Genomic DNA, 22,681 nt, shown 5'->3' with positions numbered 1-22,681 from the left:
CGCCATAGTTGGCATCTTGATCTGCGGAGGCTTGTACGAGGACAGACTCGACTGCAAAATCGGGCACTCCGAGTCCGCCCCAAACCGTCTCGCCGACACCTAAGACTCCCCGCCGGATGCCGAGAGATAGGTGCTGCCCGCTGCAGAGCAGATCACCGCGGCGTTCGACAACCCGACGACATGGCCAACGGAACCGAAACGGAGCCAAAACCCCAAGTCGACTGAACTAGCGACATAAGGTTCATTATCGGCTGCTGCCCCCGGCCTCAAGGACCTCTTGATGTAAGCGGGATAGCTACTCGCTCAGGCAAAACGCCTGTTCCCCCGCCTGAATCAGCACAATGGCCTGATCCTGTCGTTCAAGCACCCAGGCCGCCAGAGTTGGCCTAGGTCCCAACGAGATGATGAGGGCTAAGAATCGATTAAACCCAAGGGTCGGATTAGAGATGTGTCTGAAATAAGTGCTTAGGTCCAGCTCGCTGGGTGTCGGCGGAACATCGACGTGAGTATGCCATTCACCAATCCACTGGGAGCCGTCGGTTTGGTACAGGCGCGCAGCTTCTTCCCGAGTGAAGGCGAGATCCCGGCGGAAAAAACGGGCGCTATGTTCGGCCATGGCGCCCGGCTCAGCAGCGTGTAGAACTCTGCTGCCGTCTAGTGGGCCGAACAGTGCGCCCCCCGTCTCTAGCCTGGCATCCCCAGAGCGGATCGTCGATGCGATGGACTGAAGAGCGGAGGCGGCAATCTCAACGTTCAGAGCGGATTGCACGCCGGGCAATCTTCATAGGGCGGGCCTGCGCGGTACCACTTTTGATCGAGCACTCTGATGGCGTCAAAGGGGTCCGCATATCCCGGAGATGGCCGCAGCGCGATCACGAGATTGTCGTCAACGAGGGTCTGATCGAGTTCTCCCTTTGCCCGTAAGAGGGTGGCGACGGTGATCTTGGCGGTGAGCTGTCCGATGAGATGGAGGTCACCCCCAACGGCGGTCATCGGGTTGTGGCGGGTGCCCGTCCCATAACCCCGGTCGAGCGTGGCTTCGAGATCGATACGCCCCTCCTCTCGCAGGCGCCGGCGTTGGCACTCAAGGCATCCAACTTCGGGCAGGGGTCTTAGTCGCAGAATCTCGCCGTACCGGCCGTCACCGAGAACGCACGCGAAGACAACCGGTTTGCAGGCTCGTCGCGCGAGATAGTTCGCCACTCGTCTAGCTTCTACGCCGTCAACGGTGCAGACGACGATGTCGGCTTCGTCGAGCAACGGCCTGACGAGATCTGCATTAGTAACGAGGTCGATACCCCACGGCGTGACGTGGCACTCTGGCCAAGCGTCCTCGAGTGTCCGACTAAGAGCGTCGACCTTCGACATGCCAACATGCTTGGTGGTCAGAACGTGGCGAGGGACGTTGTGAAAAAGCAGCCGGTCCGGGTCGATGATGTCGATCTGCCCAACACCGTAGCTGGCAAGCGATTCGGCGGTTGCACCGCCGATACTGCCCGCACCGAACAGGACGACCCTTGTGTTCGCGAGAGTCCGTGTCGGCCAGAGACCGTCGAGCGCATCGACAAATTCTTTTCCGTCGCGGATGTCTAAGAGCAGGGGGTGGACGCTGGCGTCGGTGACCATCCAGGCAGACCAGGCAGGTAATGTCTCGTCGTCTGAAATCGTTGGAGGTTCAGAGCAGTACGTCACCGCGATCGACCAACTCCCTGGGGTGGGGCGCTCCGCCTTCGGGACAAGCTTTTGGAACTCGTCGAAGGAGAGCCCCGTTGACTGGCGGGCTAGGAAGTATCCAGTGAGCACAAGTTCGCTCGGGACGGCATACCAGTGTCCGACCGGATGGAAGTCGGCGGTCATAAGAAAGTGGCCAGGGTCCTTGGCAACTGGGACGTTGTCGGAATCTTCACTGGAAAGGGCGACGACAAGCGCTGCATGATCGGGGCCCGAGATTCGGCAGGTGAGGTGCCCCCACCCGCCGCCCAATTGGATGACTTCCTTCGCCTCCTGCGGGAGAAGAATTAGCCACTGTCCGCCGCTCATGAATTCATGGCTGTGATCGTCGCGGCAATGAGGTCATCGTAAGAGGCGTCGTTGACAATGCCATTCACAGACATCTGGGTGATGGCCCCAGCCTGAAGGAGCGCGAGTTCGATCGCCCAGCCTGAGGCCTTTAGGAGCAGCTCACTCGTACTCGACCACGGATACCACTGATCGGCGTCTCTCAGAAGGCATAAGCGTCCGCTGGGCAGGACGTGGTACTGGGTGTAACCGCGGATCGAGGGATCAGGGCGAGGAAGCAGCGGTAGGATCTGTGCCGGTGCGGCGGGGAATGCGTGACTGTACTCGACTCGGGCAACGAACGGAGTTAGTAAGTCGGTGATGTCTGCGGGGACGGGACGCGAGAACGGCCACAACGGCAGCGGTCCCTCAAACTGGCCTGCGCCTTCCGCTGTCCAAGTGAGCAAGGGGGCCACCCCTTGCACGTCGACAACTTCCTGCTCCAGTCGAGCTGGGTTGTCCTCCCACCATGTGCGCGTGACAAGATTCATCCCTGAGGCGAATCATGAATCGGCCGAGGCCCTGAGCCTGATCCTCCGCCCAGGGGGAGCACGAGGGGAAACGCCTCGCCAAATACGTCTTGCCAGTGCTGCGTCGCGGCCGCATGATCATTATTTGCGACCGCCCGGACTGCGGCCGATGCAGCCACGGCTGAATCTTCAAGTGCACGGCGTAGTCCAGCCACGTCGAGATCGAGCTGGATAAGTCCGGAAAGGCCTGCCGGGTCTTCAATTTCGAGGCTGTGTGTGGATGCCTCGACGAAGAAACGTCTTAGGGCCTCGGACCGGTTTCCTTCGTGAAGGCAGTCAAGAGCAAGCACCTCCATTACTAGTGACTTGACTCGCCCTGTGTCGGCGGTGTGCTGCCGTGACCAATGTTTAAGCATGCGCACCAACGGCCGAAATTGGGCCCACTCCCTCTGGCGCTCTGCCACCTGATTGATTAGGTACTTAGGGTCAGCGAGCGTCCAGCGGCGCTCGCTCTTGAACGGGATCAAGATGCCGTCCGGACGCTTTAGCGCCGGCATGACATCCACCGTGAACGCGTCGTCCGCGTCAGGCGGATCGATGAAGCATTTCGCGGCCCGGTTTCGTTCGGCGGTGTTCACCTGCCGCACCAACCGCGCGTGCGTCCCGTTTTTGGCCGAGAGCAGGTCGTTCACAAGATCGCGGCACCGCTCGATTGCCTCTTCTGCCGAGTCGCCATCCTGTCCCCACTCGGGATGCTCGTCGGCATCGAACTCAACGACGAGATCGACGTCATGCACCGGCTGCAGCTGAGTACTTCGCGCAAGCGACCCCGAGCCCCAAACGACCTCGACGTCGGGGGCGGTATTGAGTGCAGCCTTGAACGTGTCGCGCCTTTGCCGTGCAAGTTGAACCACCTTGACGTCAGCGTCGATCTCTCGCTGGAGTGATTCAAACGAGTCCATAACTGTCATGAAGGCCTCCCAGTCGCAGTCACGCAGACGCGACGGATCATGTCCGGCCTGCTTGCGGTTCATCGTAAGCAAAGCCACCGACATCCGGATGGCACGAGCGACCGGCACCCTGCATAGGGAGCTTGGCGGCATACTCGTTCTAGGAGACCACCGCGACGAAAAGGAGTCCGAGTGAGCACCAGCGTCGACGTCTTCGGTCCGCTGTTTCTTTCATACCGGCACAACGATGGAGCGGACATTGTCGCGGAGTTGGCTTGGCTCCTACGCGCCGCGGGAATTCCCGTGTGGCGTGACCAGGATGACCTCCCGCCCGGTGACACCGCGGAAAGGCTCAGGCAGGCGATCGGCGGCGGTCTCTCCGGAGCCACCCTCGTGATTACGGACGACGTCACCAACAGCGCCATCGTCCGAAGCATTGAAGCTCCTCAGTTGATCGACCTTCACCGGAACGATTCGCGATTCCAGCTGCTGATTGCAAATGACGTTGCCAAGGAGACAGGCTCGCTTGATTACGAGGCTCCGGACCGGGCGCTTGGACGTGATAAGGACGATCTCAAAGGGGTCGATCAGTCGGCAACGAGCACAGATGGGCTCTTGACGCTGACCCGAAAGGCTTTGACGCACCGAATGGTTCAGCAGCGCGCGACGGTCGAAGCGAGCGGAGTCTTTAATCTTACGATTCAGACTCGCAACGTCGGCCAGGTTTACGACCGCACCGGCGCCCAGCTCGATATCCGCATCCGCCGATCCCAGCACGAAAAGCTTCCCGACCCTGCGGGGCTCGGCGATCTCCGTCGCACCCTGGCTTTGCTGGCGGATGCGGTTACTAGCACTGGAGCGCGCACGGTTCGAGTCGGCGGCGGCGCGCACCTGTCTGTTGCGTTCGCGCTCGGCATCGCGTTGCCGTCATCTCGGATTGGGCAACTCGACGTCGTTGATCAACGATCCCTCGTCTGGGCAAGCGCTGCCGAAGCCGCCGTCCCGGCGGCTTCTTCACTTCTTTTCGACGTAACCGAGAGCACCGTGTCACCCGCACCGAGCGTGAGGCCACGCGTCGCGGTCTACGTCGATCTACTACCCACGCAGAGCGATTCCGCGTTCGAGCGGTATCTCGAAGAATACGGCCACACTTTGGCCGCGCACGGGACAATCAGGTCCCCACAACGCGGGCTCCTCAATTCCGCAGACGCCGGTGCGCTCGCATCAGAGGCCGCGGGTCTTATCCGGCAGCTGTCTGCCGCTTACTCCAACGCCCGAGTCGACGTACTGCTTGCCGTACCTTTTGGGATTGCAGTGCTGATTGGTCGCCTCAGCAACACGCTCCGGGTGCGCCTCTTCGAGTGGGACGACAGCGACGAACCTACTGACGACAGTAGTGATGCGCGGCCCCGATATGTGCCCTCCCTCGAGGTTCGGGCAGGAGGCACAGCGGGTCCCATCGCTCAGGTTCTACTTGACAGTTGCACAACGTAGCGAAAGCCCTGTGCCTCCGCGTGCTCGAATGCCTGACCCGAATCAAGCAGTGCTGACATAAAACGGCGTTATGAGCCGCGGCGCCGCGCCAGAACAATTGATCCGCGAGCGTGGCGCCCGGTGCGTTCCACCCTCGCCCTGCTCGCAACACCTTGCCCTTTGTCTGTCTACCTCAACTCGTCTACAGACTTCTCCAAGCGATGAATGCTGGCTGTCCGATCGTCGCTAAGGGGTCTCGATCTAGACGCTGCACATGACTCCCGTCACGCGTAAGGCCCAAAGGAGAAGAAGTAGGTGCAGCGACGCGAAGCTCTGGCCGCGAGGGCCGTTAGGGCAAACCGCGTCCTCGCCAGGCCCGCCGGCGCAGCTCAGCTGCAGGTGTAGGTGACCCCGTCGACGACGTGGGTGCCCGGGCCGAGGTCCGCGCAGGTCTCGAGGAGGGTCGAGGCGCCGACGATGGCTGCGACGATGAACGCGACGGTCAGCAGCAGCACCACGATCGAGATGATGATGCCGGCGAGCGAGAGGCCTCGGGGCTGACCGGCTCGGCCGAGACGGCGGAACGAGATCGTGCTCATGATGAGGCCGGCGATCGCCAGGAAGCCGAAGAACGACAGCACGAAGCCAGCGATCTCGAACCCACGCGACGGGCGCTGGACCGCCCCTCCGTCCGGCCCCGCCCCGGGCGCCTGCGGCACGCCCCCGTACTGCTGCCCGCCGTACTGCAGGCCCTGCTGACCCTGCTCCCCGCCGTACTGCTGGCCCTGCTGCCCCTGCTGCCCGTTGTCGTCGCGTCCGTCAGTCATCTCGGTCCCCCGTCGTCGAGTGGTGCTGGTGCCACGACCCTACCGAGGCGTTGAGCGAGCGTCACGACCTCCACCTCAGCGCCGTGCCAGGCCTCACCGAACCTGGTTCCAACAGGGCCTGGTTGCCCGGAACCACCGACCGTAGGGTCGAAGCCATGGACAACCGAGCCGAGGTCCGCGACTTCCTCGCCACCCGCCGCGCACGCCTCTCGCCCGAACAGGCCGGCGTCGTCAGCGCCGGCGGCCAGCGACGCGTCCCCGGGCTCCGCCGCGACGAGGTCGCCCGCCTCGCCGGCGTCAGCGTCGACTACTACACCCGCCTCGAACGCGGCAACCTCGGCGGGGTCTCCGACAGCGTCCTCGACGCCATCGCCCGCGCCCTCGGCCTGGACCAGGCCGAAACCGACCACCTCTACGACCTCGCCCGCGCCTCCGTTCCCTCTCGCCGCAGGCCCCCGGTCACCAGCGAACAGAAGATCGCACAGTCCCCGGTCCAACACATGCTCGACGCCATGACCGGCGCCGTCGCGATGGTCACCAACACCCGCATGGACCTCGTCGCCGCCAACGCCCTCGGCTTCGCCCTGTACTCCGACATGTACCGCAGCACCCTGCGCCCCGCCAACCACTCGCGCTACATCTTCCTCGACCCCGGCGCCCACGACTTCTACCCCGACTGGGAGCGCGCAGCCGCCGTCAACGTCGCCATCCTGCGACGCGACGCCGGACGCAACCCCCACGACGCCGGCATCGCCGCCCTCGTCGGCGAACTGTCCATCCGCAGCGACGAGTTCCGCGCCCGCTGGGCCGCCCACGACGTCCGCCGCCACTACACCGGCGCGAAGGAGTTCCGGCACCCGGCCGTCGGCCTGCTCGAGCTGGACTTCCAGGTGATGGAACTCCAGGACACCCCCGGGCACTCGCTCACCGTCTACACGGCCGTCCCGGGCTCCGCGTCCGACGAGGGGCTGCGCCTCCTCGCCTCGTGGGCGGCGACGGAGGACGTCGTCGAACGCGCCCGGTCCGCCGACCCGGTCACCTGACCCGCGCCTCCTCGTTTCTTCCTCCCGCACCACCGGGCTCACCCCCAGGAGGCGCATCCTCGCGCCCGAAAGGACCTCACCATGTCGACAGCCCCCGTCCCCACCCACGTGCCCCGCGCCTCCGTCGCCGGAGGGCCCGTCGAACGGCTGCCGGTGTTCTCGCTGGTCGTCCTGGCGACGATGGGGTTCATCCTCGTCGCGATGGAGACGATGCCGGCGGGCCTGCTGCCCGTCATCGCGGACGGCCTCGACACGAGCGAGGGTGCCGTGGGACTGCTCATCAGCGCCTACGCACTCGGGACCGTGGTCGCGACCGTGCCGGCCATCACGCTGACCCGGGGGATGCGACGCAAGCCGCTCCTCCTGATCGCGATCACCGGCCTGGTCGTCGCGAACACGGTGACGGCGCTCTCGCCCGTCATCGCCCTCGCCCTGGTGTCGCGGTTCGTGGCCGGCGCGTTCTCGGGTGTGATCTGGGGCATGCTCGCGGCCTACGGACGCCGGATCAGCCCGCCCGACCGTGCCGGACTGTCGCTCGCGATCGTCTCGGCGGGTGCGCCCGTCGGCTTCGCGTTCGGGACGCCGCTGGGCTCGTGGCTCGGGACGGCCTTCGACTGGCGGTGGTCGTTCGGCGGGCTGAGCCTGCTCGGGGTCGTCGTCTTCGTGCTCGTGGCGACCATCGTCCCGGACGCGGCACCGGCACCGGCGGGGGCGCGGCTCTCGCTCGGGCGGGTGTTCCGCATCCCGGGGATCGCCGTGATCCTGGCCGTCATCGCCGCGTGGATGCTCGCCCACAACACGATCTACACCTACGTCTCGCCGTACCTGCGGGCCGGCGGGTCGGGGCTCGGCGTCGACGTCACGCTGCTGATCTACGGCATCGCCTCGATCGGCGGGATCGTCGTCACCGGCGCGCTGCTCGACCGGCACCCGCGGGCGCTGCTGCACGGCAGCGTCGCCGTGTTCGTCGTCGCGGGGGTCGTCCTGCTCGTCGGGCACGCCTCGGTGCCGGCGGTGGTCGTCGCCGCGGTGCTCTGGGGTGTGACGTTCGGCGGCGCGTCGGCCCAGCTGCAGGCGGCGCTCACCACCGTCGGCGGCGACAACGCCGACGTCGCGAACGCCTTCCTGCCGGTGGCGTTCAACGTGGCGATCTTCTTCGCGGGGATCGTCGGGGCGGCCCTGCTGACCGTGGCCGACGGGCTCGTGCTTCCCTTGGTGATGATCGGGTTCGGGGTCGTGGCGTTCGCGCTGACGGTGTACGGGCGGCGGAACGCGTTCCCGGCCGGGCTGTGATCGGCCGGTCTCGGCGTCGCCGCCGACGTGTCACCCCGCGGTGCGACGCCTCACTGCTCCCGCAGCACCTTCGCCATCGGGCGGCCGCGTGCGACCTCGTCCACGAGCTTGTCGAGACGGCGGATGTTCGCGGTCAGCTCGTCGTCGAGGGCCTCGATGCGGACGCCGCAGATGACGCCCGTCACGAGCGAGGCCCGGGCATTGAGGTCGGCGGCCGCGAAGAAGTCGCGGAACGTGGTGCCGTCGGCGACGTGCTGGTCGATCTCTCCCTGGTCGTAACCGGTCAGCCAGGTCACGACCTGGTCGACCTCGGCCTTCGTGTGGCCCTTACGCTCGACCTTGGCCACGTACAGGGGATAGACCCTGGCGAACGGCATGTCGTCCAAGCGGCTCATGCCGGAATCGTACGCGGACTGGTCGACGGGCACCGCGCCTCCTCGGCCGACCTAGGGTGAAGGCGTGCCCTACGAACCGGACGGGACCGCAGCCGCGGCCGACGACACCTCGCCCTTCGCGCATCGGCTCGCCGACCGCTTCCTCGACGACTACGTGCCCGGCCTCACGCTGGAGCACGGCTCGTACCGCGTCACGGCGGACGAGATCGTCGACTTCGGCCGCCGGTTCGATCCGCATGACATGCACGTCGACGCCGAACGGGCCGCGGCGACGCCGCTGGGCGGACTCGTGGCCAGCGGCTGGCACACCACCGCCATGATGATGCGCCTGATGGTGGCGTCCTACCTCAACCAGGGCGCCAGCGTCGCGTCGCCCGGCGTCGACGAATTGCGCTGGTCGGCTCCCGTCCGCCCCGGGGACGTGCTCCGCGCCCGGTTTGTCGTCGTCGACGCCCGCCTCTCGGCGTCCCGTCCCGACCGGGGAGTGGTCCGCACCCGCATCGAACTCCTCGACCAGCACGACCAGGCCGTGATGACGCAGGTCATGACGAACCTGATCCTGGCCCGCCCCGTCGCCGGCTGACCCGGCCTGCGACCAGCTGACCACGGCCCGCGACCAGCTGACCCCGGCCGGTGACCAGCTGACCCCGGCACGGCCGCGAGAGCGCGGGTCACCCAGCCCGGGTCACCCAGCCCGGGTCACCCGGCCCGGGTCTCCGGACGCTCGACGCCGGCGTCCTCGAGGGCGCCGAGGTAGCTCGTGAGCGCGTCGCGGTTGTGGGTGAGGAACTCGATCTTCTCGGTCATCCGGTCGCGCTCGGTCTCGAGCAGCTCGACGAGCCCCGGTTCGGCGTTCTCGACGACGATCGTCTGCGGCTGGCCGAGGCAGGGCAGGATGTCCGTCACGATGCGCGTGGGGATGCCCGCGTCGATCAGGCCGCGGATCTTGCCCACCCGGTCGACGAGGCGCTCGTCGTAGTCGCGGTAGCCGTTCGCCAGGCGGGTCGGGGTGATGAGGCCCTGCTCTTCGTAGTAGCGGAGCATCCGCGACGGGACGCCCGTCCTGGTCGACAGCTCACCGATGCGCACGAGTCCTCCTCCGGCTTGACCTTCACACTAATGGCAACGTTCATGCTGGAGGCATGTCTGACGTACGAGAAGAAGAACGAGCACACCTGAGGATCGGGATCATCGGGGCCGGCTCCATCGGTTCCACCATCGCCCGCCGCCTCGCCCGCCACGGGCACGACGTCGCCATCGCCAACTCGCGCGGCCCCGAGACGATCGACGAGGCGGCCCTCCGCACCGGCGCCCGCGCCGTGGACGCCGCCGAGGTCGCCCGGGGCGTCGACGTCCTCATCGTCTCGGTGCCGATGAACCGCAACGCCGACATCGCCGAGCACGTCCGCTCGGCCCCCGAGGGCGCGGTCGTCGTCGACACGTCGAACTACTACCCCATGCGTGACGGCTCGATGCACGACTTCGAGCAGGGCGTCCCCGAGAGCGTCTGGCTGTCCGAGCTGTTCGGACGCCCGATCGCCAAGGCGTGGAACGCGATCATCTCGCAGTCGTTCGACGCGAAGGCCACCGAGCCCGGCGACCCCTCCCGCGTCGCCATCCCCGTGGCCGCCGACCGTGACGCCGACCGCGCCGTGGCCATGCGGCTCGTCGAGCAGACCGGGTTCGACGCGGTCGACGCCGGCGTCCTCGCCGAGTCCTGGCGCCAGCAGCCCGGCTCGCCCGTCTACTGCACCGACCGCACGCGCGCCGAGATGCCCGGGTGGCTCGCCGCCGCCGAGAAGGAGCGCGTCCCGCAGCGCCGCGACCTCGCGATGGAGGCCATCGGCGGCTACGTCGAGGCCGGCGGCACCGTCGACGGACCGTTCCTCGTGGCGATCAACCGCGCCTGCTACAGCTGACGCGACCGAGCGCAGGAGGCGCGGTGCCGGTCGGGCCGGCACCGCGCCTCCTCGACGTCACCGGTCAGCGCGCGGCGAGCTGCGGGTAGAGCGCCTCGAGCGGCGCCGACAGGCCCGCCTTCACCTGGCGTGAAGTCTCGTCGGCGAGGACCTCGTGCTCGCCGGCCTCGAGGGCGTCGAGCACGTCGGCGACCAGGGTCGCCGGGTCGGTCTTCGCGTCCGTGACGCCCGCGGCCATCGCGGTGTCGACGTAGCCCACGTGCACGCCGACGACCTGCACGCCCGCGGGCTGCAGCTCGAGGCGCAGCGAGTTCGTGGCCGACCACAGCGCCGCCTTCGTCGCCGAGTAGATGCCCGCGACGGCGAACCACGACAGCGCCGAGTGGATGTCGACGATGGCCGTGCCGCCGCCGTGAGCCGAGAGGAGCGGCGCGTAGGCCCGGGCGAGGAACAGCGGCCCGAGGAAGTTGGTCTCGACGTTCGCGCGGATCTCGTCGTCGGTGTGGCTGAGGATGCCGGGCGTGGGGGTGCTCGCACCGGCGTTGTTGACCAGCACGGTGACGTCGGGCGCCGCCTCGACGACAGCGGCGATCGAGGCCGGGTCGGTCACGTCGAGGGTGAGGGGCACGACGCGCTCGTCGTCCCAGGTGCGCGGGGTGCGGGCCGTGGCGTAGACCTTCGCGGCGCCTCGGGCGAGGGCGGCCTCGACGAAACGGGTGCCGATGCCCCCGTTCGCTCCGGTGACGAGGACGACGGAGCCGGTGATGTCGGTCATGGGTGTTCCTTCCGGGGTGGTGCGAGGATGAGGCGGCTCGAGACCGAGTCGCCATAGGTGACTCATGTCATAATTGAGTTCAGTCAGTTTCTATTCCGGGAGATCCGAATGACGTCGTCAGCCCCGCCGCTCGGCCGGCGCGAGCGCAACAAGCAGGAGAAGCTCGAGCGCATCACGCGGGCCGCGTCCGACCTGTTCAGCCGACACGGGGTCGACGAGGTGACGACGCAGCAGATCGCCGAGGCGGCCGACGTCGGCGCCGGCACGCTCTTCCTCTACGCCCGCACGAAGGGCGAGCTGCTGCTGCTCGCGCAGAACGCGGCCTACGCGCGCTCCCTCGACGAGGGGATCCGCGCCTCCTCGTCCGCCTCGACCGCCCTGGACGCGGTCGTCGCCGTCCTCGAGCCGATCGTGCACTGCAACCGGGCCCAGGTCGAGAACGGCCGCACCTACCTGCGCGAGATGGCGTTCGGCGACGCGACCGAGCCGCACCACGCCGAGGCGCTCGCGATCGTGGCCAGGACCGAGGAGGCGGTGGCCGGGATCGTCGCGCGCCTCACCTCGGCGACGCCCTCCGACGCGGCCGCGTTCGCGCACGTCGTGTCGGCGGTGATGATGCTCGCGATGTCGTCGGCGGTCGACGAGTCCGTCCCCGACGACGAGATCGTGGCGGGGGTGCGACGCCAGCTCGAGGTGATCCTGCCGCGCTGACGTGCCACGTCGGCCGTGGTGCCGGCCGTCACGGGAGGGTGACGACCGCCTTCCCGCGGATGCGGACCTTCCCGAGGCCGTCGAGCGCGGTCGCCGTCTCGGCGAACGGGTGCGTCGCGCCGACGACCGGTCGGATCGCGCCCGCGTCGACGAGGGCGGCGATCTCGGCCAACTGGCCGCCGTCGGCGCGCATGAAGAGGAACTCGTACGAGACACCGAGCTTCTTCGCCTGGGCACGCACCTTGCGGCTGAGGCCGGCGATCGCGAGGCGCACGACGGGGTTCAGCCCCGCGGCCTTGGCGAAGACGGGAGTGGGCGGGCCCTGGATGCCGATGGCGATGCCGCCGGGGCGGAGCACCCGGAGCGACTTCGCCAGGTTCTCGGCGCCCAGGCTGTCGAGGACGAGGTCGTAGCCGGACAGCTCCTGCTCGAAGTCCTGGGTGCGGTGGTCGATGACGACGTCGGCACCGAGCTCGCGCACGAAGTCGGCGTTCGACGAGGAGGCGGTGGTCGCGACGTGCGCGCCGAGGTGCTTCGCGAGCTGGATCGCGATCGAACCGACCCCACCGGCACCCGCGTGGACGAGGACCTTCTGACCGGGCTGCACGTCGCCGCGTTCGACGAGGGCCTGCCAGGCGGTGAGGGCCACGAGGGGGAGCGACGCGGCCTCGACGGTGCTGATCGAGGTCGGGGCGAGGTCGACGTCGGCCTCGTCGACGGCGATGCGCTCGGCGAAGGTGCCGATCCGGTGGTCGCGGGGGCGGGCGAACACCTCGTCGCCGGGCTCCAGGCTGCGGACCGAGCCGCCGACCTCGATGACCGTCCCGGCGACGTCGTGGCCGAGGACGAGGGGCGTCCGGTACGGGAGGATCAGCGTGAACTCGCCCTCGCGGATCTTCGCGTCGAGGTGGTTCAGACCGGCGGCGGCGACCGCGATCAGGACGTCGTGGTCACCGACGGTCGGCTCGGGCACGTCGATTTCGTGCAGGGGCTGCTTGTAGGCGTCGAAGGCGAAGGCTCGCATGGGGGTGCTCCTGGGGGCTGGGGGTGTGGCTGGGGTGGTGGGATCGCGCGCGCGGCCCGCGACGTCCTCGGCGCGAGGGGTCTCGACTCAAGCATCCGAGTGTGCTCAATACTGAGCGCACTCAACAATATTGTCAAGGGCGGACCTCGGCTGTGGCCGACCCGTCACCGACCGTCGCCGCGCCTTCTCGGTCTGACCTTCGACCCTCGGCACCCACGGCCCCGGCGGTGTTCAGTCCGCGTGCTCCGGCGGCCACACGATCGCGAAGTGCTCGAAGACGATCTCGTCCTGCTCGGACCACGTCACGCCACGAGCTCGACACGTGCGCTCCCAGTAGCGCCGATGCTCGTGCTGCCAGCTGTTCAGCGTGCGGTCGTCCTCACCCTCGGCGAAGGCGAAGGCAGCGTCGGCGGTGGAGAACCCGCCGATGCGCAACTGCAGGCTCCGGATGACGATCCGAGGAGCCCCCGTGCTGTCGCATGCGATCCAGTGCGACCCGACCCGCGGCAACGGATCGCCCCGATGCGCGAACTCCGACACCAGTTCGGCGGTCGCCCGCTTCCGACCGGACAGCACCGCCTCGAGCAGCTCGTCGGCGAGCCGCGCCGTGTCGCCGAAGTGCTCCACCGTGTAGTCGTCGTCGACCGCGTCCGTCGCCCGTCGGGACGCCGAGTAGGCAGTCCACATCGCGGTCGCCGCATAGCGGTCCGGCGGCGCGACGGAACGGGTGGCGGGTGCATCGCTCATGGGGACGATCGTGCCAGAGGGCCGGTGCCTTGGAGGCGCGGATGAGTTCCGAAGACGTGCCGTCTCTGCTCACATGAGCAAAGTCGTGCGCGGATGTTGACCCTGTCCCACCGGCCGACCTACCTTGTGGCAGGCCCAACGAGGGGCCGCACTCCAGGAGGAACGATGAAGTTCTCACGCATGATCCCCGTCGCCGCCGCTCTCGCCGCGACGACGCTGGCGCTCGCCGGTTGCTCCGTCCCGGGCGAGACCGGCGCGGCCGCCAAGACAGCGTCTGCCGACGAGGCGCTGACCATCGGTTTCAGCCAGGCGACGCAGCAGAGCCCGTTCTACGTGTCACTCAGCGATGCCGCCACGGCCCGCGCCGAGGAGAACGGCGACGAGCTGCTCCTCGTCGACGCGAACGGCGACGTCACCAAGCAGAACAACGACGTGCAGGACCTCATCACGCGCGGCGTCGACGTCCTGATCATCAACCCCGTCGACCCGAAGGGCGTCGCCCCGGCACTCGCCGCCGCCGACGCGGCAGGCATCCAGGTCGTCACCGTCGACCGCCCGGTCGAGAGCGGCGCCGTGTCGTTCGTCGGGCGCGACAACGAGGCCATGGGCAAGCTCGTCGGCGACGAGCTCGTGAAGACCCTCGGCGACTCGGGCGGCACCGTCGTCGAGATCCAGGGCGACGCCGGAGGCGCGGTGGCGGCGGCCAGGAGCGCCGGCTTCCACGACGCGGTCGACGCGGTGCCGAGCATCTCGGTCGTCGAGGGGCCCTACGCCAACTACGTCCGCAGCGAAGCCGTCACCGCCATGCAGGACCTGCTGCAGGCGAACTCCGACGTGAAGGCCGTCTACGCCCACAACGACGACATGGCCCTGGGTGCCCTACAGGTGCTCGACGAGAACGGGCGCACCGACGTCAAGGTCTTCGGCGTCGACGGCCTGATGGAGGCGGTCGAGGCGATCGCCAACGGCGATCAGTACGTCGCGACGGCCGTGAACGATCCCGGGTCGCAGGGCGCGTCCGCCGTGGACACGGCCAGCGCCGTGGCCCGCGGGGAGAAGGTCGACGCGTTCGTCGACGCCGGCACCGGACTCATCAGCAAGGACAACGCGTCGACGTTCGTCGGCACCACCACATTCGCGGAGGCAAGCAAGTGACCACGAGCACCAGCACCGGCACCGGCACCGGCACCACCGATCGTCCCGGCGTCGACGGGGGCGAGATCCCCGAGACGATGACGGCCGCCGTCATGTACGCCCCCGGCGACATCCGCGTCGAGGAAGCCGCCGTCCAGCGCCCCGGCCCGGGCGAGGTCCTCCTCAAAGTGGCGGCCTGCGGCGTCTGTGGGTCGGACATCCCCCGCATGCTCCGCAACGGCGGCTACGTCATGCCCATCATCTGCGGTCACGAGTTCAGTGGCCACGTCGCCGAGCTCGGCGACGGCGTCACCGGTTTCGACCTCGGCGACCTCGTCTCGGTGCCGCCGCTCATCCCCTGCCGCCACTGCGACTTCTGCGTCCGCGGTGACTTCGGGCTCTGCGAGGACTACGACTACTTCGGCAGCCGCAGCAATGGCGCCTACGCCCAGTACGTCGTGTCACCCGTCAGCAACCTCCTCAAGATGCCGGCCGGCATCGACTCCCGCGCGGCGGCCATGCTCGACCCCGCGGCCATCGCGCTCCACGCACTCTGGAAGACCGGCCTCCGCACCGGACAGCGCGTCCTCGTGGTCGGCGCCGGGCCGATCGGCCTGTTCGGGGTGCAGTGGGCCAAGCTCGCCGGCGCCGGCGAGATCGTCACGATCGACCTCAGTGCCGAGAAGTCGGCGATGGCAATCGAGGCAGGCGCCACCCACGCGGTCAAGACCCACGACGAGGCCAAGGCCCTGGCCGGGCGGGGCTTCGACGTCGTCCTCGAGTCGGCCGGCGTCCCCGTGACCGTCGACATGGCCGCCGGGCTGGTCGGGCCGAAGGGCCACGCCGTCTTCATCGGCATCCCGCACGCCGAGGTCACCCTCTCGAAGGAGACCTTCAACACCTTCCTGCGCCAGGAGGTCACGCTCCACGGTTCGTGGAACAGCTTCTCGGCACCGTTCCCCGGTGACGAGTGGCGCACGGCCGCCGACAAGTTGGCGAGCGGCGAGCTCAAGTGGGAGTTCATGATCACCCACCAGCTGCCGCTGTCGGAGCTGCCCGACATGATGCAGGTGCTCGGCGCCCGCTCGGAGCACAGCTCCAAGGTGATCTTCATGCCGAACGGGGACTGACGTGGGCGTCCTCCTCAGCATCGACCTCGGCACCGAGGGCGCGCGGGTCGGCGCCTTCACCGACGACGGCACGTCGCTCGGCTCGGTCCACCGTCCGTACCGGACGTCGTTCCCCCGTCCCGGGTGGGCCGAGCAGGACCCGGAGGAGTGGTGGTCCGCCTTCGTCGACGCCGCCCGCACCCTGCTGGCGACGGACGCGTGCTGCGCCGCCGGTCCCGTCGTCGCCCTCGCGTCCGCGACCACCGCCTCCACGGTGGCCGTCGTCGACGAGGCCGGCACGCCCCTCCGTCCGGCGATCCTCTGGATGGACTCACGCGCCTCCGCCCAGTCCCGCCGCACCGCCGACTTCGCCACCGACCACGCCGTGCTGGCCTGGTCGGGCGGATCGGACGCCGCCGAGTGGCTCGTGCCGAAGGCGATGTGGCTGCACGAGAACGAGCCCGACACGTACGATCGTTCGTCGCGCATCGTCGAGGCGATCGATTACCTCACCTTCCGGCTCACGGGTCGCTGGGTCGGCTCGCAGATGAACGCCGTCTGCAAGTACAACTACGACCCGATCGCGCGACGCTTCCCGGTCGAGCTCTACGCCGCCCTCGGCATCGAGGGCCTCGCCGACAAGCTGCCGGACGAGGTCGTGCCGGTGGGCGCGGTCGCGGGCGAGCTGACTCGACGTGCGGCCGACGAGCTCGGCCTGGAGCCCGGCGCTCCGGTCGCCGTGGGCGGCATCGACGCCCACGTGTCGCTCCTCGCCTGCGGCGGCGACTGCGACGGCCTGGTGTCGCTCGTCTCGGGCACGTCGTCGGCGATCATCGCCGAGGTCGACGCCCCCGTCGACACGACCGAGGTGTGGGGCCCGTATCCCCAGGCCCTCCGCACGTCCAAGTGGCTCGTCGAGGGCGGACAGGTCACCAGCGGATCGGTGCTGAAGTGGGCCGGGGAGGGGATCATGGGCATCGCCCGCGACGACCTCCCCGGGCTCATCGCGGGTGCCACCGCCGTCGATCCCGAGGTGCACGGATTGCGAGCCCTCGACTTCTTCATGGGCAACCGGACCCCTTACCGTGACGCCCGTCTGCGCGGCGCCGTCGTCGGCCTGACGCTCGGCACGACGCGGGAAGAGCTCTATCGCGCCGCCGTCGAAGCCGTCGCCTGCGGAACGCGGGGCGTCGTCGACTCGTTCGAGCGCGCCGGAGTCTCGTGCGAGCGCCTCGTCTTCTCCGGCGGCATCGAGAAGAACGCCCTGTGGCAGCAGGTCACCGTCGACGTGCTGGGCCGTGAGGCCGAGATCGTCGACGGCGACAACCTCACGCTCCGGGCGTGCGCCGTCATCGGCGCGGTCGGTGCCGGGCTGGTCGGCGACCTCGACGAAGGGGCCACCCTCTTCGCACCCCGCACCCGGGTGCTGACGCCCGACGCGGCGCACCACGAGGTCTACCGCGAGACCTACGACGACTACATCGAGCTCGTGGGCGCCCTCACCCCCGTCATGCACGCGACGGCGGCCCGTCAGGAGGCGCGTCGTACCGCCGCTGCGTCGCTTCCGTCGGACGCCCGCTCGCTCCTCGTGCCCGAGGCGGGCTCCGGCGCGGTGCTCCGATGAGCGCCGCCCTCGAGGCCGACCGGTCGGACCTGTTGCTCTCGGTCGCGCAGGCCTACTACGAGCAGGGCCGCACGCAGGAGGAGATCGGACGCGACCTGCACCTCACCCGGTGGAAGGTGGGGCGCCTGCTCGAGGAGGCGCGTGCCGAGGGCATCGTGCAGATCCGGGTCGTTCACCCGCAGGCCCGCAAGAGCGACCTGGAGCAGGAGCTCCGTACGCGGTTCGGGCTCGGGGCCTGCGTGGTCGTGCCGACCCCTGACGACGACGAGCACGGGCACGCGCACGTCGCGGTCGCCGCGGCCGGGTGGCTGCGGTCGCACGGCGACCGGCTCCGCACCCTCGGCGTCTCGTGGGGCAACACGATGGAGGGCGTCGCGGCGGTGCTGCCGCACGGTTGGACCCAGGGCATCGAGGTCATCCAGGTCAACGGCGGCATCAGCCGGTCCGTCCGACCCACGACGGCCGCCAACGTCGCCCAGAGCATCGCCCACAGCGGGGACGGTCGCGCGACACTGCTGCCCGTGCCCGCCATCGTCGAGCACGTCGCCACGCGGGACGCCCTGTACGGCGAGGCCTTCGTGGTCGAGGTGCTCGAAAGCGCCCGTGGAGCGGACGCCCTGCTGTTCTCGCTCGGAGCCCTCGGACCGCGCAGCGTGCTCGCGCAGAGCGGGGCCGTGACCGCCCAGGAACTGCTGCGCCTCCGTGGCGCCGGTGCTGTGGGCGACGTCCTCGGGCACTACGTGACGACTGACGGCGGCATCGCCGACGCCGACGTCGAGAGCCGCACCGTCGGGCTGACGCTCGACGACCTGCGCGCCCACCCCCAGAGCGTCGCGGTCGCCGCCGGCGCCGCCAAGTCCCGCATCATCAACGCCGCCCTCGTCAGCGGCCTCTGCTCCGTGCTCGTCACGGACGAGGCAGCCGCGCGGGCTGTACTGGAGCACTGACATGAACATCGCGAGACCGGTGGCCGAGGCCACCACGCACGCGCACGGCCTCGGGGCCGGCGATTCGGGCCCGACCCGCGCCTCCTCGTCCTCCGGGGACGACGGCGCGGCCGTGCCCGCGCTCGTCATGACCGGCATCGTCAAGTCGTTTCCCGGCACCCGGGCCTGCGACGGGGCGACCCTCGAGGTCGCCCCGGGAGAGGTGCACTGCCTGCTCGGCGAGAACGGCGCGGGGAAGAGCACGATGATGAAGATCTTGTCGGGTTCGTACCTGCCGGACGAGGGCACGATCACCGTGGCCGGCGAGGTCGTCTCGTTCTCGAACCCGCTCGACGGGGTGCGCGCCGGCATCGCGACCATCTACCAGGAACTCGACCTCGTCCCCGACCTGACGGTCGCGCAGAACCTGTTCCTCGGCCACGCGCCGACCCGCGGTCCGCTCGTCGATCACCGTCGACGCACCGAGCTCGCGGCCGAGGCGATCCGTCGTGTCGGGGGCACGTTCTCGCCGTCGGCCCTCGTCCGGTCGCTCTCCGTCTCGGAGCAGCAGCTGGCCGCCATCGCTCGCGCACTGACGAGCGACGCGCGGATCATCGTCATGGACGAGCCCTCCGCCACGCTCACCGAGCACGATCTCGAGGCCGTGTTCGACGTGATCCGCGAGCTCGTCGCCGAGGGGAGGTCCATCGTCTACATCTCGCATCGCCTCGACGAGGTCAAGGCGATCGGCGATCGCGCGACGGTGATGCGCGACGGCCGCACCGTAGCCACCTACGCCGTCGACGCCGTCAGCAAGCGCGACCTCGTCGACGCCATGATCGGCCGGGAGCTCGCCGAGTCGGAGAGCACGACGCGGCCGCCGTTCACGGGCACCGGGCAACTGCTCGACATCGAGAGCGCGGTCATCCCCGGGGTGCTCGACGTGCGGGGCGTACGGGTGCGACCCGGCGAGATCGTCGGCCTCGCGGGGCTCGGTGGTGCCGGTCGAACGACCCTGCTCGCCTCGGTCTTCGGCGACTCGTCCGCGACACTCGACATGACCTTCCGAGGTCGGCGGCACACGAAGATGTCGTCGCAGAGGGCGGTCGCCCTCGGCATCGGCTTGGTGCCCGAAGATCGCAAACGCCAGGGCTTGCTGCTCGAGCTGTCGATCCTGCGCAACGCCGGGCTTGCCGCGCTGAGGCCGTTCGGGCTCAACCCCGCCGCAGCCGCTCGCCGCGTCGCCGCCGGCCCCCTCGCGGGGCTCGGCGTGAAGTACGCGGACGTCGACCAAGCCGTCGGACAGCTCTCGGGCGGCAACCAGCAGAAGGTCGTGCTCGCCAAGTGGATGGCTCGTGGCATCGACCTCCTGCTGCTCGACGAACCGACCCGAGGACTCGACGTCGGGGCCAAGGCGGATCTCTTCGCACAGGTGCGAGAACTCGCCGCGACCGGTGTCGGCGTCCTGATGGCCAGCAGCGAACTGTCCGAACTCACCGAGAACTGCGACCGCGTCTGGGTCCTCCACGAGGGCCGCAACGTCGCCGAATACGAACCCCACCAGACGCCTGCGGCCGAGATCGCCCGCGCCGTCGTGACAGGAAGCATCGACCATGACTGACAACGCCGTCATCACCAACACTCCTCGCGCCTCGGGACGCGGCGGCGGGGGAGCGTCGGGCCCCACCGGGCCTCGCAAACCACTCGTGCCGGGGAAGGCGACCGGTCGCCAGCAGCGACAGGCGCTCCTCGTGCGGTTCAACCTGTTGATCATCTTCGTCGCGCTCTTCGTGGTCGCGTCGTTGGTCGCACCCGAGTTCCTGTCCCAGCAGAACCTCTCGAACCTCCTGCAGCAGTCGAGCCTCGTCGGCATCGTCGCGATCGGCATGACCCTGGTCATCCTCACCGCCGGGATCGACCTCTCCGTCGGCAGCGTCGCCGCCCTCGCCGGCATGCTCGTGGCGATCTTCATCGGCGTGGGCGTCCCGTGGCCGATCGCCGTGCTGCTCGCCATCGGAGCGGGCGTCGTCAGCGGAGGTGTCGTCGGCAGCCTCAGCGCCTACCTCAAGCTGCCCGCCTTCATGGTGACCCTGGCGGCGCTGCAGAGCGTCCGGGGCGTCACCTACCTGACGACGAACGGCACCCCCACGACCTCGGAGATCCCGACCGGCCTGCGCTTCCTCGGAGCGGGCACCATCGCCGGGGTGCCCGTCGTCGGCGTCCTGTTCATCCTGGTCACGCTCGTCGTCGCCTTCGTGCTGAAGCGCACCACCTACGGCGAGTACGTCTACGCCGTCGGCAGCAACAAGGACGCCGCACGTCTCTCGGGGCTGCCCGTGAACCGCATCGTCACGAGCGTCTACGTCATCTCGGGCGGCCTCGCGGCCTTCGCGGGCGTGCTCCTCACCGGGCGTCTCACCATCGGTCAGCCGACCGCCAACCAGGGGCTCGAGCTGGACGCCATCGCGGCCGTCGTGCTCGGCGGCACGAGCCTCTTCGGTGGCAAGGGTGGCGTCGCAGGCACCTTCATCGCCGTGCTGTTGCTCTCCGTGCTGCGCAACCTCTTCAACCTGATGGGGTTGAGCTCGTTCTTCCAGATGGTGGTGACAGGGCTCATCCTCGTCGCGGCGCTCATCATGAACCACGTCCTCGACCAGCGCGGCAAGCGCGCCTGATCGCCCCTTCCTTCGTTCCGAGCCGTACACCCCGAGAGAGAAGCCACACATGACCGACGCCACCTCGACCGACGCCGCGCCCACGACCACGGAGGTCGCACGGCTGATCGACCACACCCTGCTCAAACCCGAGGCCACCCGTGGCGATGTCGACGCGCTGATCGCCGAAGCCATCGAGCTCGGCACGTACTCGGTGTGCGTCTCGCCGTCGATGCTGCCCCTCGTGCTGCCCGAGGGTGCCGACCTGAAGGTCGCCGTCGTCGCCGGGTTCCCCAGCGGGAAGCACACGTCGGCCGTCAAAGCCGCCGAGGCATCGGAGGCGGTGCGAGCGGGCGCCGACGAGGTGGACATGGTCATCGACATCGGCGCCGCCAAGGCAGGCGACTTCGCTTCGGTGGAGGAGGACGTCGCCGCGGTCCGCGCAGCCGTCCCCACCCCGACCGTGCTCAAGGTCATCATCGAGTCGGCGGCGCTCACCGACGACGAGATCGTCGCGGTCTGCCGAGCGGCCGAGTCGGCCGGGGCGGACTTCGTCAAGACCTCGACCGGCTTCCACCCCGCTGGCGGAGCCACCGTTCATGCGGTGGAGCTCATGTCGAGCACCGTCGGTGGCCGGCTCGGTGTCAAGGCATCGGGCGGCGTCCGCACTCTCGCCGATGCCCGGGCGTTCGTCGCCGCGGGGGCCACGCGGCTCGGCGTGTCCGGCAGTCGCGCCCTGCTCGCCGACGCCGCTGCCGGCGGCACCGTCGCCGGGTACTGATCCGCCCAGGTCGTGAGCTGAGCGCGACGACGAGGCTCCGCGTCTCAGCCCACACCGCGCCTCCTGAGCTCTGCCGGGCGCGGCTCGTGGGGTCGGGCGCATGCTCGGCCGCGGGGTGCCCGGAACGGTCAGCCCGCGGCGTGCACCGGCCGGGGTGCTCAGTCCTCGGGGTGCAGGCTCTCGTCGGCGGCGGACGTCGTCCACGAGGTGAAGTGCACGGTGAGGTCGGCGCGCGAGGGGGCGCAGCAGAAGGGGCCGGCGCTCGCCGCGGCGTCCGGGGAGAGCGGGGCGACGCGGACCAGGCGCCACGGCTCGGCGTCGACCCGGGCCCGGATGGTGAGCGCGTCTCCGGAGCGGCTGGCTCGGATCGTCACGGTGCGGCCGGTCCAGTCGACGGGGGAGAGCGACCAGTCGGACCGGCCCCGCGTGACCACGGCGCCGAGGCTCTGCTCGCCGTCGCTGAGCTCGACCCCGGCCTTGACCCAGGTCTCGGGGTCGACCGAGACGAAGATCCCGGCCTGGTCGAACTGGGCCGAGAAGTCGAGCACGAACGACACCTCCATCGCGGTGCCCTGCTCGAACGGGGCGACCAGGGCGTGCTCGGTGTCGTGGACGAACCCGTACGACGTGAGGCGCCAGGCGTCGCTGCCCTCGGTCGCCGTGACGCGCATGCCGTCGTCGGCGACGTCGACGGCCGTGGGCTCGGTGGTCCAGGTGCCGGTGGTCCAGGGGATGTCGGTCATGGGGGCCTCGTGCTCGGTGGTGGTC

At 69.0% G+C, this 22,681-nt stretch carries 22 protein-coding genes and 1 pseudogene; 13 read left to right on the top strand and 10 right to left on the bottom strand.

The features are described 5' to 3' along the window. Positions 1-295: 295 nt before the first annotated feature. From IFT79_RS05255 to IFT79_RS05245, 3 genes are all read right to left on the bottom strand, one after another. Positions 296-769 (bottom strand): Mov34/MPN/PAD-1 family protein, encoded by a 474-nt coding sequence (locus IFT79_RS05255; RefSeq protein ID WP_192123081.1) that lies wholly within the window; start codon positions 767-769, stop codon positions 296-298. Continuing rightward, a complete protein-coding gene (locus IFT79_RS05250) occupies positions 754-2,040 on the bottom strand; it encodes a HesA/MoeB/ThiF family protein (RefSeq protein ID WP_192123080.1) in 1,287 nt (428 codons plus the stop codon). The genes IFT79_RS05255 and IFT79_RS05250 overlap by 16 nt, the downstream gene beginning before the upstream one ends. A gap of 505 nt (positions 2,041-2,545) precedes the next feature. Beyond that, the gene (locus IFT79_RS05245; RefSeq protein WP_192123079.1) at positions 2,546-3,562 is read right to left on the bottom strand and encodes an SMODS domain-containing nucleotidyltransferase; all 1,017 of its coding nucleotides are present in this window, start codon (positions 3,560-3,562) and stop codon (positions 2,546-2,548) included. Between the two features lie 108 nt (positions 3,563-3,670). Here IFT79_RS05245 and IFT79_RS05240 point away from each other — a divergent pair, with 108 nt between their 5' ends. Next, positions 3,671-4,972 (top strand): SAVED domain-containing protein, encoded by a 1,302-nt coding sequence (locus IFT79_RS05240; RefSeq protein WP_192123078.1) that lies wholly within the window; start codon positions 3,671-3,673, stop codon positions 4,970-4,972. A 368-nt stretch (positions 4,973-5,340) separates the two neighbouring features. Here IFT79_RS05240 and IFT79_RS05235 read toward each other — a convergent pair whose 3' ends face one another. Then, positions 5,341-5,778: a hypothetical protein gene (locus IFT79_RS05235; RefSeq protein ID WP_192123077.1), complete on the bottom strand. Its 438-nt coding sequence runs from the start codon at positions 5,776-5,778 to the stop codon at positions 5,341-5,343. Positions 5,779-5,933: 155 nt separating this feature from the next. On the opposite strand from IFT79_RS05235, the gene IFT79_RS05230 reads away from it, so the two are divergent. Both IFT79_RS05230 and IFT79_RS05225 read left to right on the top strand, forming a co-directional pair. Continuing rightward, positions 5,934-6,821, top strand: coding sequence for a helix-turn-helix transcriptional regulator (locus IFT79_RS05230; protein ID WP_192123076.1), 888 nt, complete (start codon positions 5,934-5,936; stop codon positions 6,819-6,821). Positions 6,822-6,902: 81 nt separating this feature from the next. After that, positions 6,903-8,114, top strand: a complete 1,212-nt coding sequence (locus IFT79_RS05225; protein ID WP_192123075.1) for an MFS transporter — start codon at positions 6,903-6,905, stop codon at positions 8,112-8,114. A gap of 50 nt (positions 8,115-8,164) precedes the next feature. On the opposite strand, the gene IFT79_RS05220 is transcribed toward IFT79_RS05225, so the two are convergent. Beyond that, on the bottom strand, positions 8,165-8,509 hold the full coding sequence (locus tag IFT79_RS05220; protein ID WP_192123074.1) for a DUF2200 domain-containing protein: 345 nt from the start codon (positions 8,507-8,509) through the stop codon (positions 8,165-8,167). Between the two features lie 64 nt (positions 8,510-8,573). Here IFT79_RS05220 and IFT79_RS05215 point away from each other — a divergent pair, with 64 nt between their 5' ends. Beyond that, positions 8,574-9,092 (top strand): MaoC/PaaZ C-terminal domain-containing protein, encoded by a 519-nt coding sequence (locus tag IFT79_RS05215; RefSeq protein WP_192123073.1) that lies wholly within the window; start codon positions 8,574-8,576, stop codon positions 9,090-9,092. Between the two features lie 116 nt (positions 9,093-9,208). On the opposite strand, the gene IFT79_RS05210 is transcribed toward IFT79_RS05215, so the two are convergent. Continuing rightward, positions 9,209-9,598, bottom strand: coding sequence for a MerR family transcriptional regulator (locus tag IFT79_RS05210; RefSeq protein WP_123571417.1), 390 nt, complete (start codon positions 9,596-9,598; stop codon positions 9,209-9,211). A gap of 47 nt (positions 9,599-9,645) precedes the next feature. Here IFT79_RS05210 and IFT79_RS05205 point away from each other — a divergent pair. Further along, positions 9,646-10,428: pseudogene (locus tag IFT79_RS05205) on the top strand (NADPH-dependent F420 reductase); the annotation flags it as partial. A 64-nt stretch (positions 10,429-10,492) separates the two neighbouring features. On the opposite strand, the gene IFT79_RS05200 reads toward IFT79_RS05205, so the two are convergent. Next, entirely contained in the window at positions 10,493-11,203 is a 711-nt protein-coding gene (locus IFT79_RS05200; protein WP_173153806.1) for an SDR family oxidoreductase, read from the bottom strand. 108 nt (positions 11,204-11,311) lie between these two features. On the opposite strand from IFT79_RS05200, the gene IFT79_RS05195 reads away from it, so the two are divergent. Next, a complete protein-coding gene (locus IFT79_RS05195) occupies positions 11,312-11,914 on the top strand; it encodes a TetR/AcrR family transcriptional regulator (protein WP_192123071.1) in 603 nt (200 codons plus the stop codon). Positions 11,915-11,942: 28 nt separating this feature from the next. Here the strand turns inward: IFT79_RS05195 and IFT79_RS05190 are convergent, their stop codons facing one another. Further along, positions 11,943-12,938: an NADP-dependent oxidoreductase gene (locus IFT79_RS05190; protein WP_192123070.1), complete on the bottom strand. Its 996-nt coding sequence runs from the start codon at positions 12,936-12,938 to the stop codon at positions 11,943-11,945. 231 nt (positions 12,939-13,169) lie between these two features. Further along, positions 13,170-13,685, bottom strand: a complete 516-nt coding sequence (locus IFT79_RS05185; protein ID WP_192123069.1) for an ASCH domain-containing protein — start codon at positions 13,683-13,685, stop codon at positions 13,170-13,172. A gap of 165 nt (positions 13,686-13,850) precedes the next feature. Here IFT79_RS05185 and IFT79_RS05180 point away from each other — a divergent pair, with 165 nt between their 5' ends. Genes IFT79_RS05180 through deoC form a run of 7 tightly spaced genes read left to right on the top strand, consistent with a single transcriptional unit; the run spans position 13,851 to position 21,913 of the window. Further along, complete coding sequence (locus IFT79_RS05180) at positions 13,851-14,840, top strand: substrate-binding domain-containing protein (RefSeq protein ID WP_192123068.1); 990 nt, start codon at positions 13,851-13,853, stop codon at positions 14,838-14,840. Then, positions 14,837-15,949, top strand: a complete 1,113-nt coding sequence (locus IFT79_RS05175) for an alcohol dehydrogenase catalytic domain-containing protein (RefSeq protein WP_199859390.1) — start codon at positions 14,837-14,839, stop codon at positions 15,947-15,949. The genes IFT79_RS05180 and IFT79_RS05175 overlap by 4 nt, the downstream gene beginning before the upstream one ends. A 1-nt stretch (position 15,950) precedes the next feature. Beyond that, positions 15,951-17,552 (top strand): FGGY family carbohydrate kinase, encoded by a 1,602-nt coding sequence (locus IFT79_RS16855; protein ID WP_192123067.1) that lies wholly within the window; start codon positions 15,951-15,953, stop codon positions 17,550-17,552. Beyond that, positions 17,549-18,499, top strand: coding sequence for a sugar-binding transcriptional regulator (locus tag IFT79_RS05165; protein WP_192123066.1), 951 nt, complete (start codon positions 17,549-17,551; stop codon positions 18,497-18,499). Before IFT79_RS16855 ends, IFT79_RS05165 begins: the two co-directional genes overlap by 4 nt. A gap of 1 nt (position 18,500) precedes the next feature. Next, entirely contained in the window at positions 18,501-20,099 is a 1,599-nt protein-coding gene (locus tag IFT79_RS05160) for a sugar ABC transporter ATP-binding protein (protein ID WP_192123065.1), read from the top strand. Further along, positions 20,092-21,153 (top strand): ABC transporter permease, encoded by a 1,062-nt coding sequence (locus IFT79_RS05155; protein WP_192123064.1) that lies wholly within the window; start codon positions 20,092-20,094, stop codon positions 21,151-21,153. The genes IFT79_RS05160 and IFT79_RS05155 overlap by 8 nt, the downstream gene beginning before the upstream one ends. Before the next feature lie 49 nt (positions 21,154-21,202). Beyond that, positions 21,203-21,913, top strand: a complete 711-nt coding sequence (gene deoC / locus IFT79_RS05150) for a deoxyribose-phosphate aldolase (protein ID WP_192123063.1) — start codon at positions 21,203-21,205, stop codon at positions 21,911-21,913. A 158-nt stretch (positions 21,914-22,071) separates the two neighbouring features. On the opposite strand, the gene IFT79_RS05145 is transcribed toward deoC, so the two are convergent. After that, positions 22,072-22,656 (bottom strand): DUF1349 domain-containing protein, encoded by a 585-nt coding sequence (locus IFT79_RS05145; RefSeq protein ID WP_192123062.1) that lies wholly within the window; start codon positions 22,654-22,656, stop codon positions 22,072-22,074. Positions 22,657-22,681: the final 25 nt, after the last annotated feature.

The sequence above is a fragment of the Frigoribacterium sp. CFBP 8759 genome, from assembly GCF_014841655.1.
GTDB lineage: Bacteria > Actinomycetota > Actinomycetes > Actinomycetales > Microbacteriaceae > Frigoribacterium.
Note: the sequence above shows the minus strand (reverse complement) of the source record. Positions and strands in the feature narration are given on the sequence as shown.

What these genes read in the sequence shown, in the direction of transcription:
- IFT79_RS05250 (WP_192123080.1), bottom strand. Translation starts at nt 2,040, where the DNA reads ATGAGCGGCGGACAGTGGCTAATTCTTCTCCCGCAGGAGGCGAAGGAA.
- IFT79_RS05245 (WP_192123079.1), bottom strand. Translation starts at nt 3,562, where the DNA reads ATGAACCGCAAGCAGGCCGGACATGATCCGTCGCGTCTGCGTGACTGC.
- IFT79_RS05235 (WP_192123077.1), bottom strand. Translation starts at nt 5,778, where the DNA reads ATGACTGACGGACGCGACGACAACGGGCAGCAGGGGCAGCAGGGCCAG.
- IFT79_RS05230 (WP_192123076.1), top strand. Translation starts at nt 5,934, where the DNA reads ATGGACAACCGAGCCGAGGTCCGCGACTTCCTCGCCACCCGCCGCGCA.
- IFT79_RS05225 (WP_192123075.1), top strand. Translation starts at nt 6,903, where the DNA reads ATGTCGACAGCCCCCGTCCCCACCCACGTGCCCCGCGCCTCCGTCGCC.
- IFT79_RS05220 (WP_192123074.1), bottom strand. Translation starts at nt 8,509, where the DNA reads ATGAGCCGCTTGGACGACATGCCGTTCGCCAGGGTCTATCCCCTGTAC.
- IFT79_RS05200 (WP_173153806.1), bottom strand. Translation starts at nt 11,203, where the DNA reads ATGACCGACATCACCGGCTCCGTCGTCCTCGTCACCGGAGCGAACGGG.
- IFT79_RS05195 (WP_192123071.1), top strand. Translation starts at nt 11,312, where the DNA reads ATGACGTCGTCAGCCCCGCCGCTCGGCCGGCGCGAGCGCAACAAGCAG.
- IFT79_RS05190 (WP_192123070.1), bottom strand. Translation starts at nt 12,938, where the DNA reads ATGCGAGCCTTCGCCTTCGACGCCTACAAGCAGCCCCTGCACGAAATC.
- IFT79_RS05185 (WP_192123069.1), bottom strand. Translation starts at nt 13,685, where the DNA reads ATGAGCGATGCACCCGCCACCCGTTCCGTCGCGCCGCCGGACCGCTAT.
- IFT79_RS05180 (WP_192123068.1), top strand. Translation starts at nt 13,851, where the DNA reads ATGAAGTTCTCACGCATGATCCCCGTCGCCGCCGCTCTCGCCGCGACG.
- IFT79_RS05165 (WP_192123066.1), top strand. Translation starts at nt 17,549, where the DNA reads ATGAGCGCCGCCCTCGAGGCCGACCGGTCGGACCTGTTGCTCTCGGTC.
- IFT79_RS05160 (WP_192123065.1), top strand. Translation starts at nt 18,501, where the DNA reads ATGAACATCGCGAGACCGGTGGCCGAGGCCACCACGCACGCGCACGGC.
- IFT79_RS05155 (WP_192123064.1), top strand. Translation starts at nt 20,092, where the DNA reads ATGACTGACAACGCCGTCATCACCAACACTCCTCGCGCCTCGGGACGC.
- deoC (WP_192123063.1), top strand. Translation starts at nt 21,203, where the DNA reads ATGACCGACGCCACCTCGACCGACGCCGCGCCCACGACCACGGAGGTC.
- IFT79_RS05145 (WP_192123062.1), bottom strand. Translation starts at nt 22,656, where the DNA reads ATGACCGACATCCCCTGGACCACCGGCACCTGGACCACCGAGCCCACG.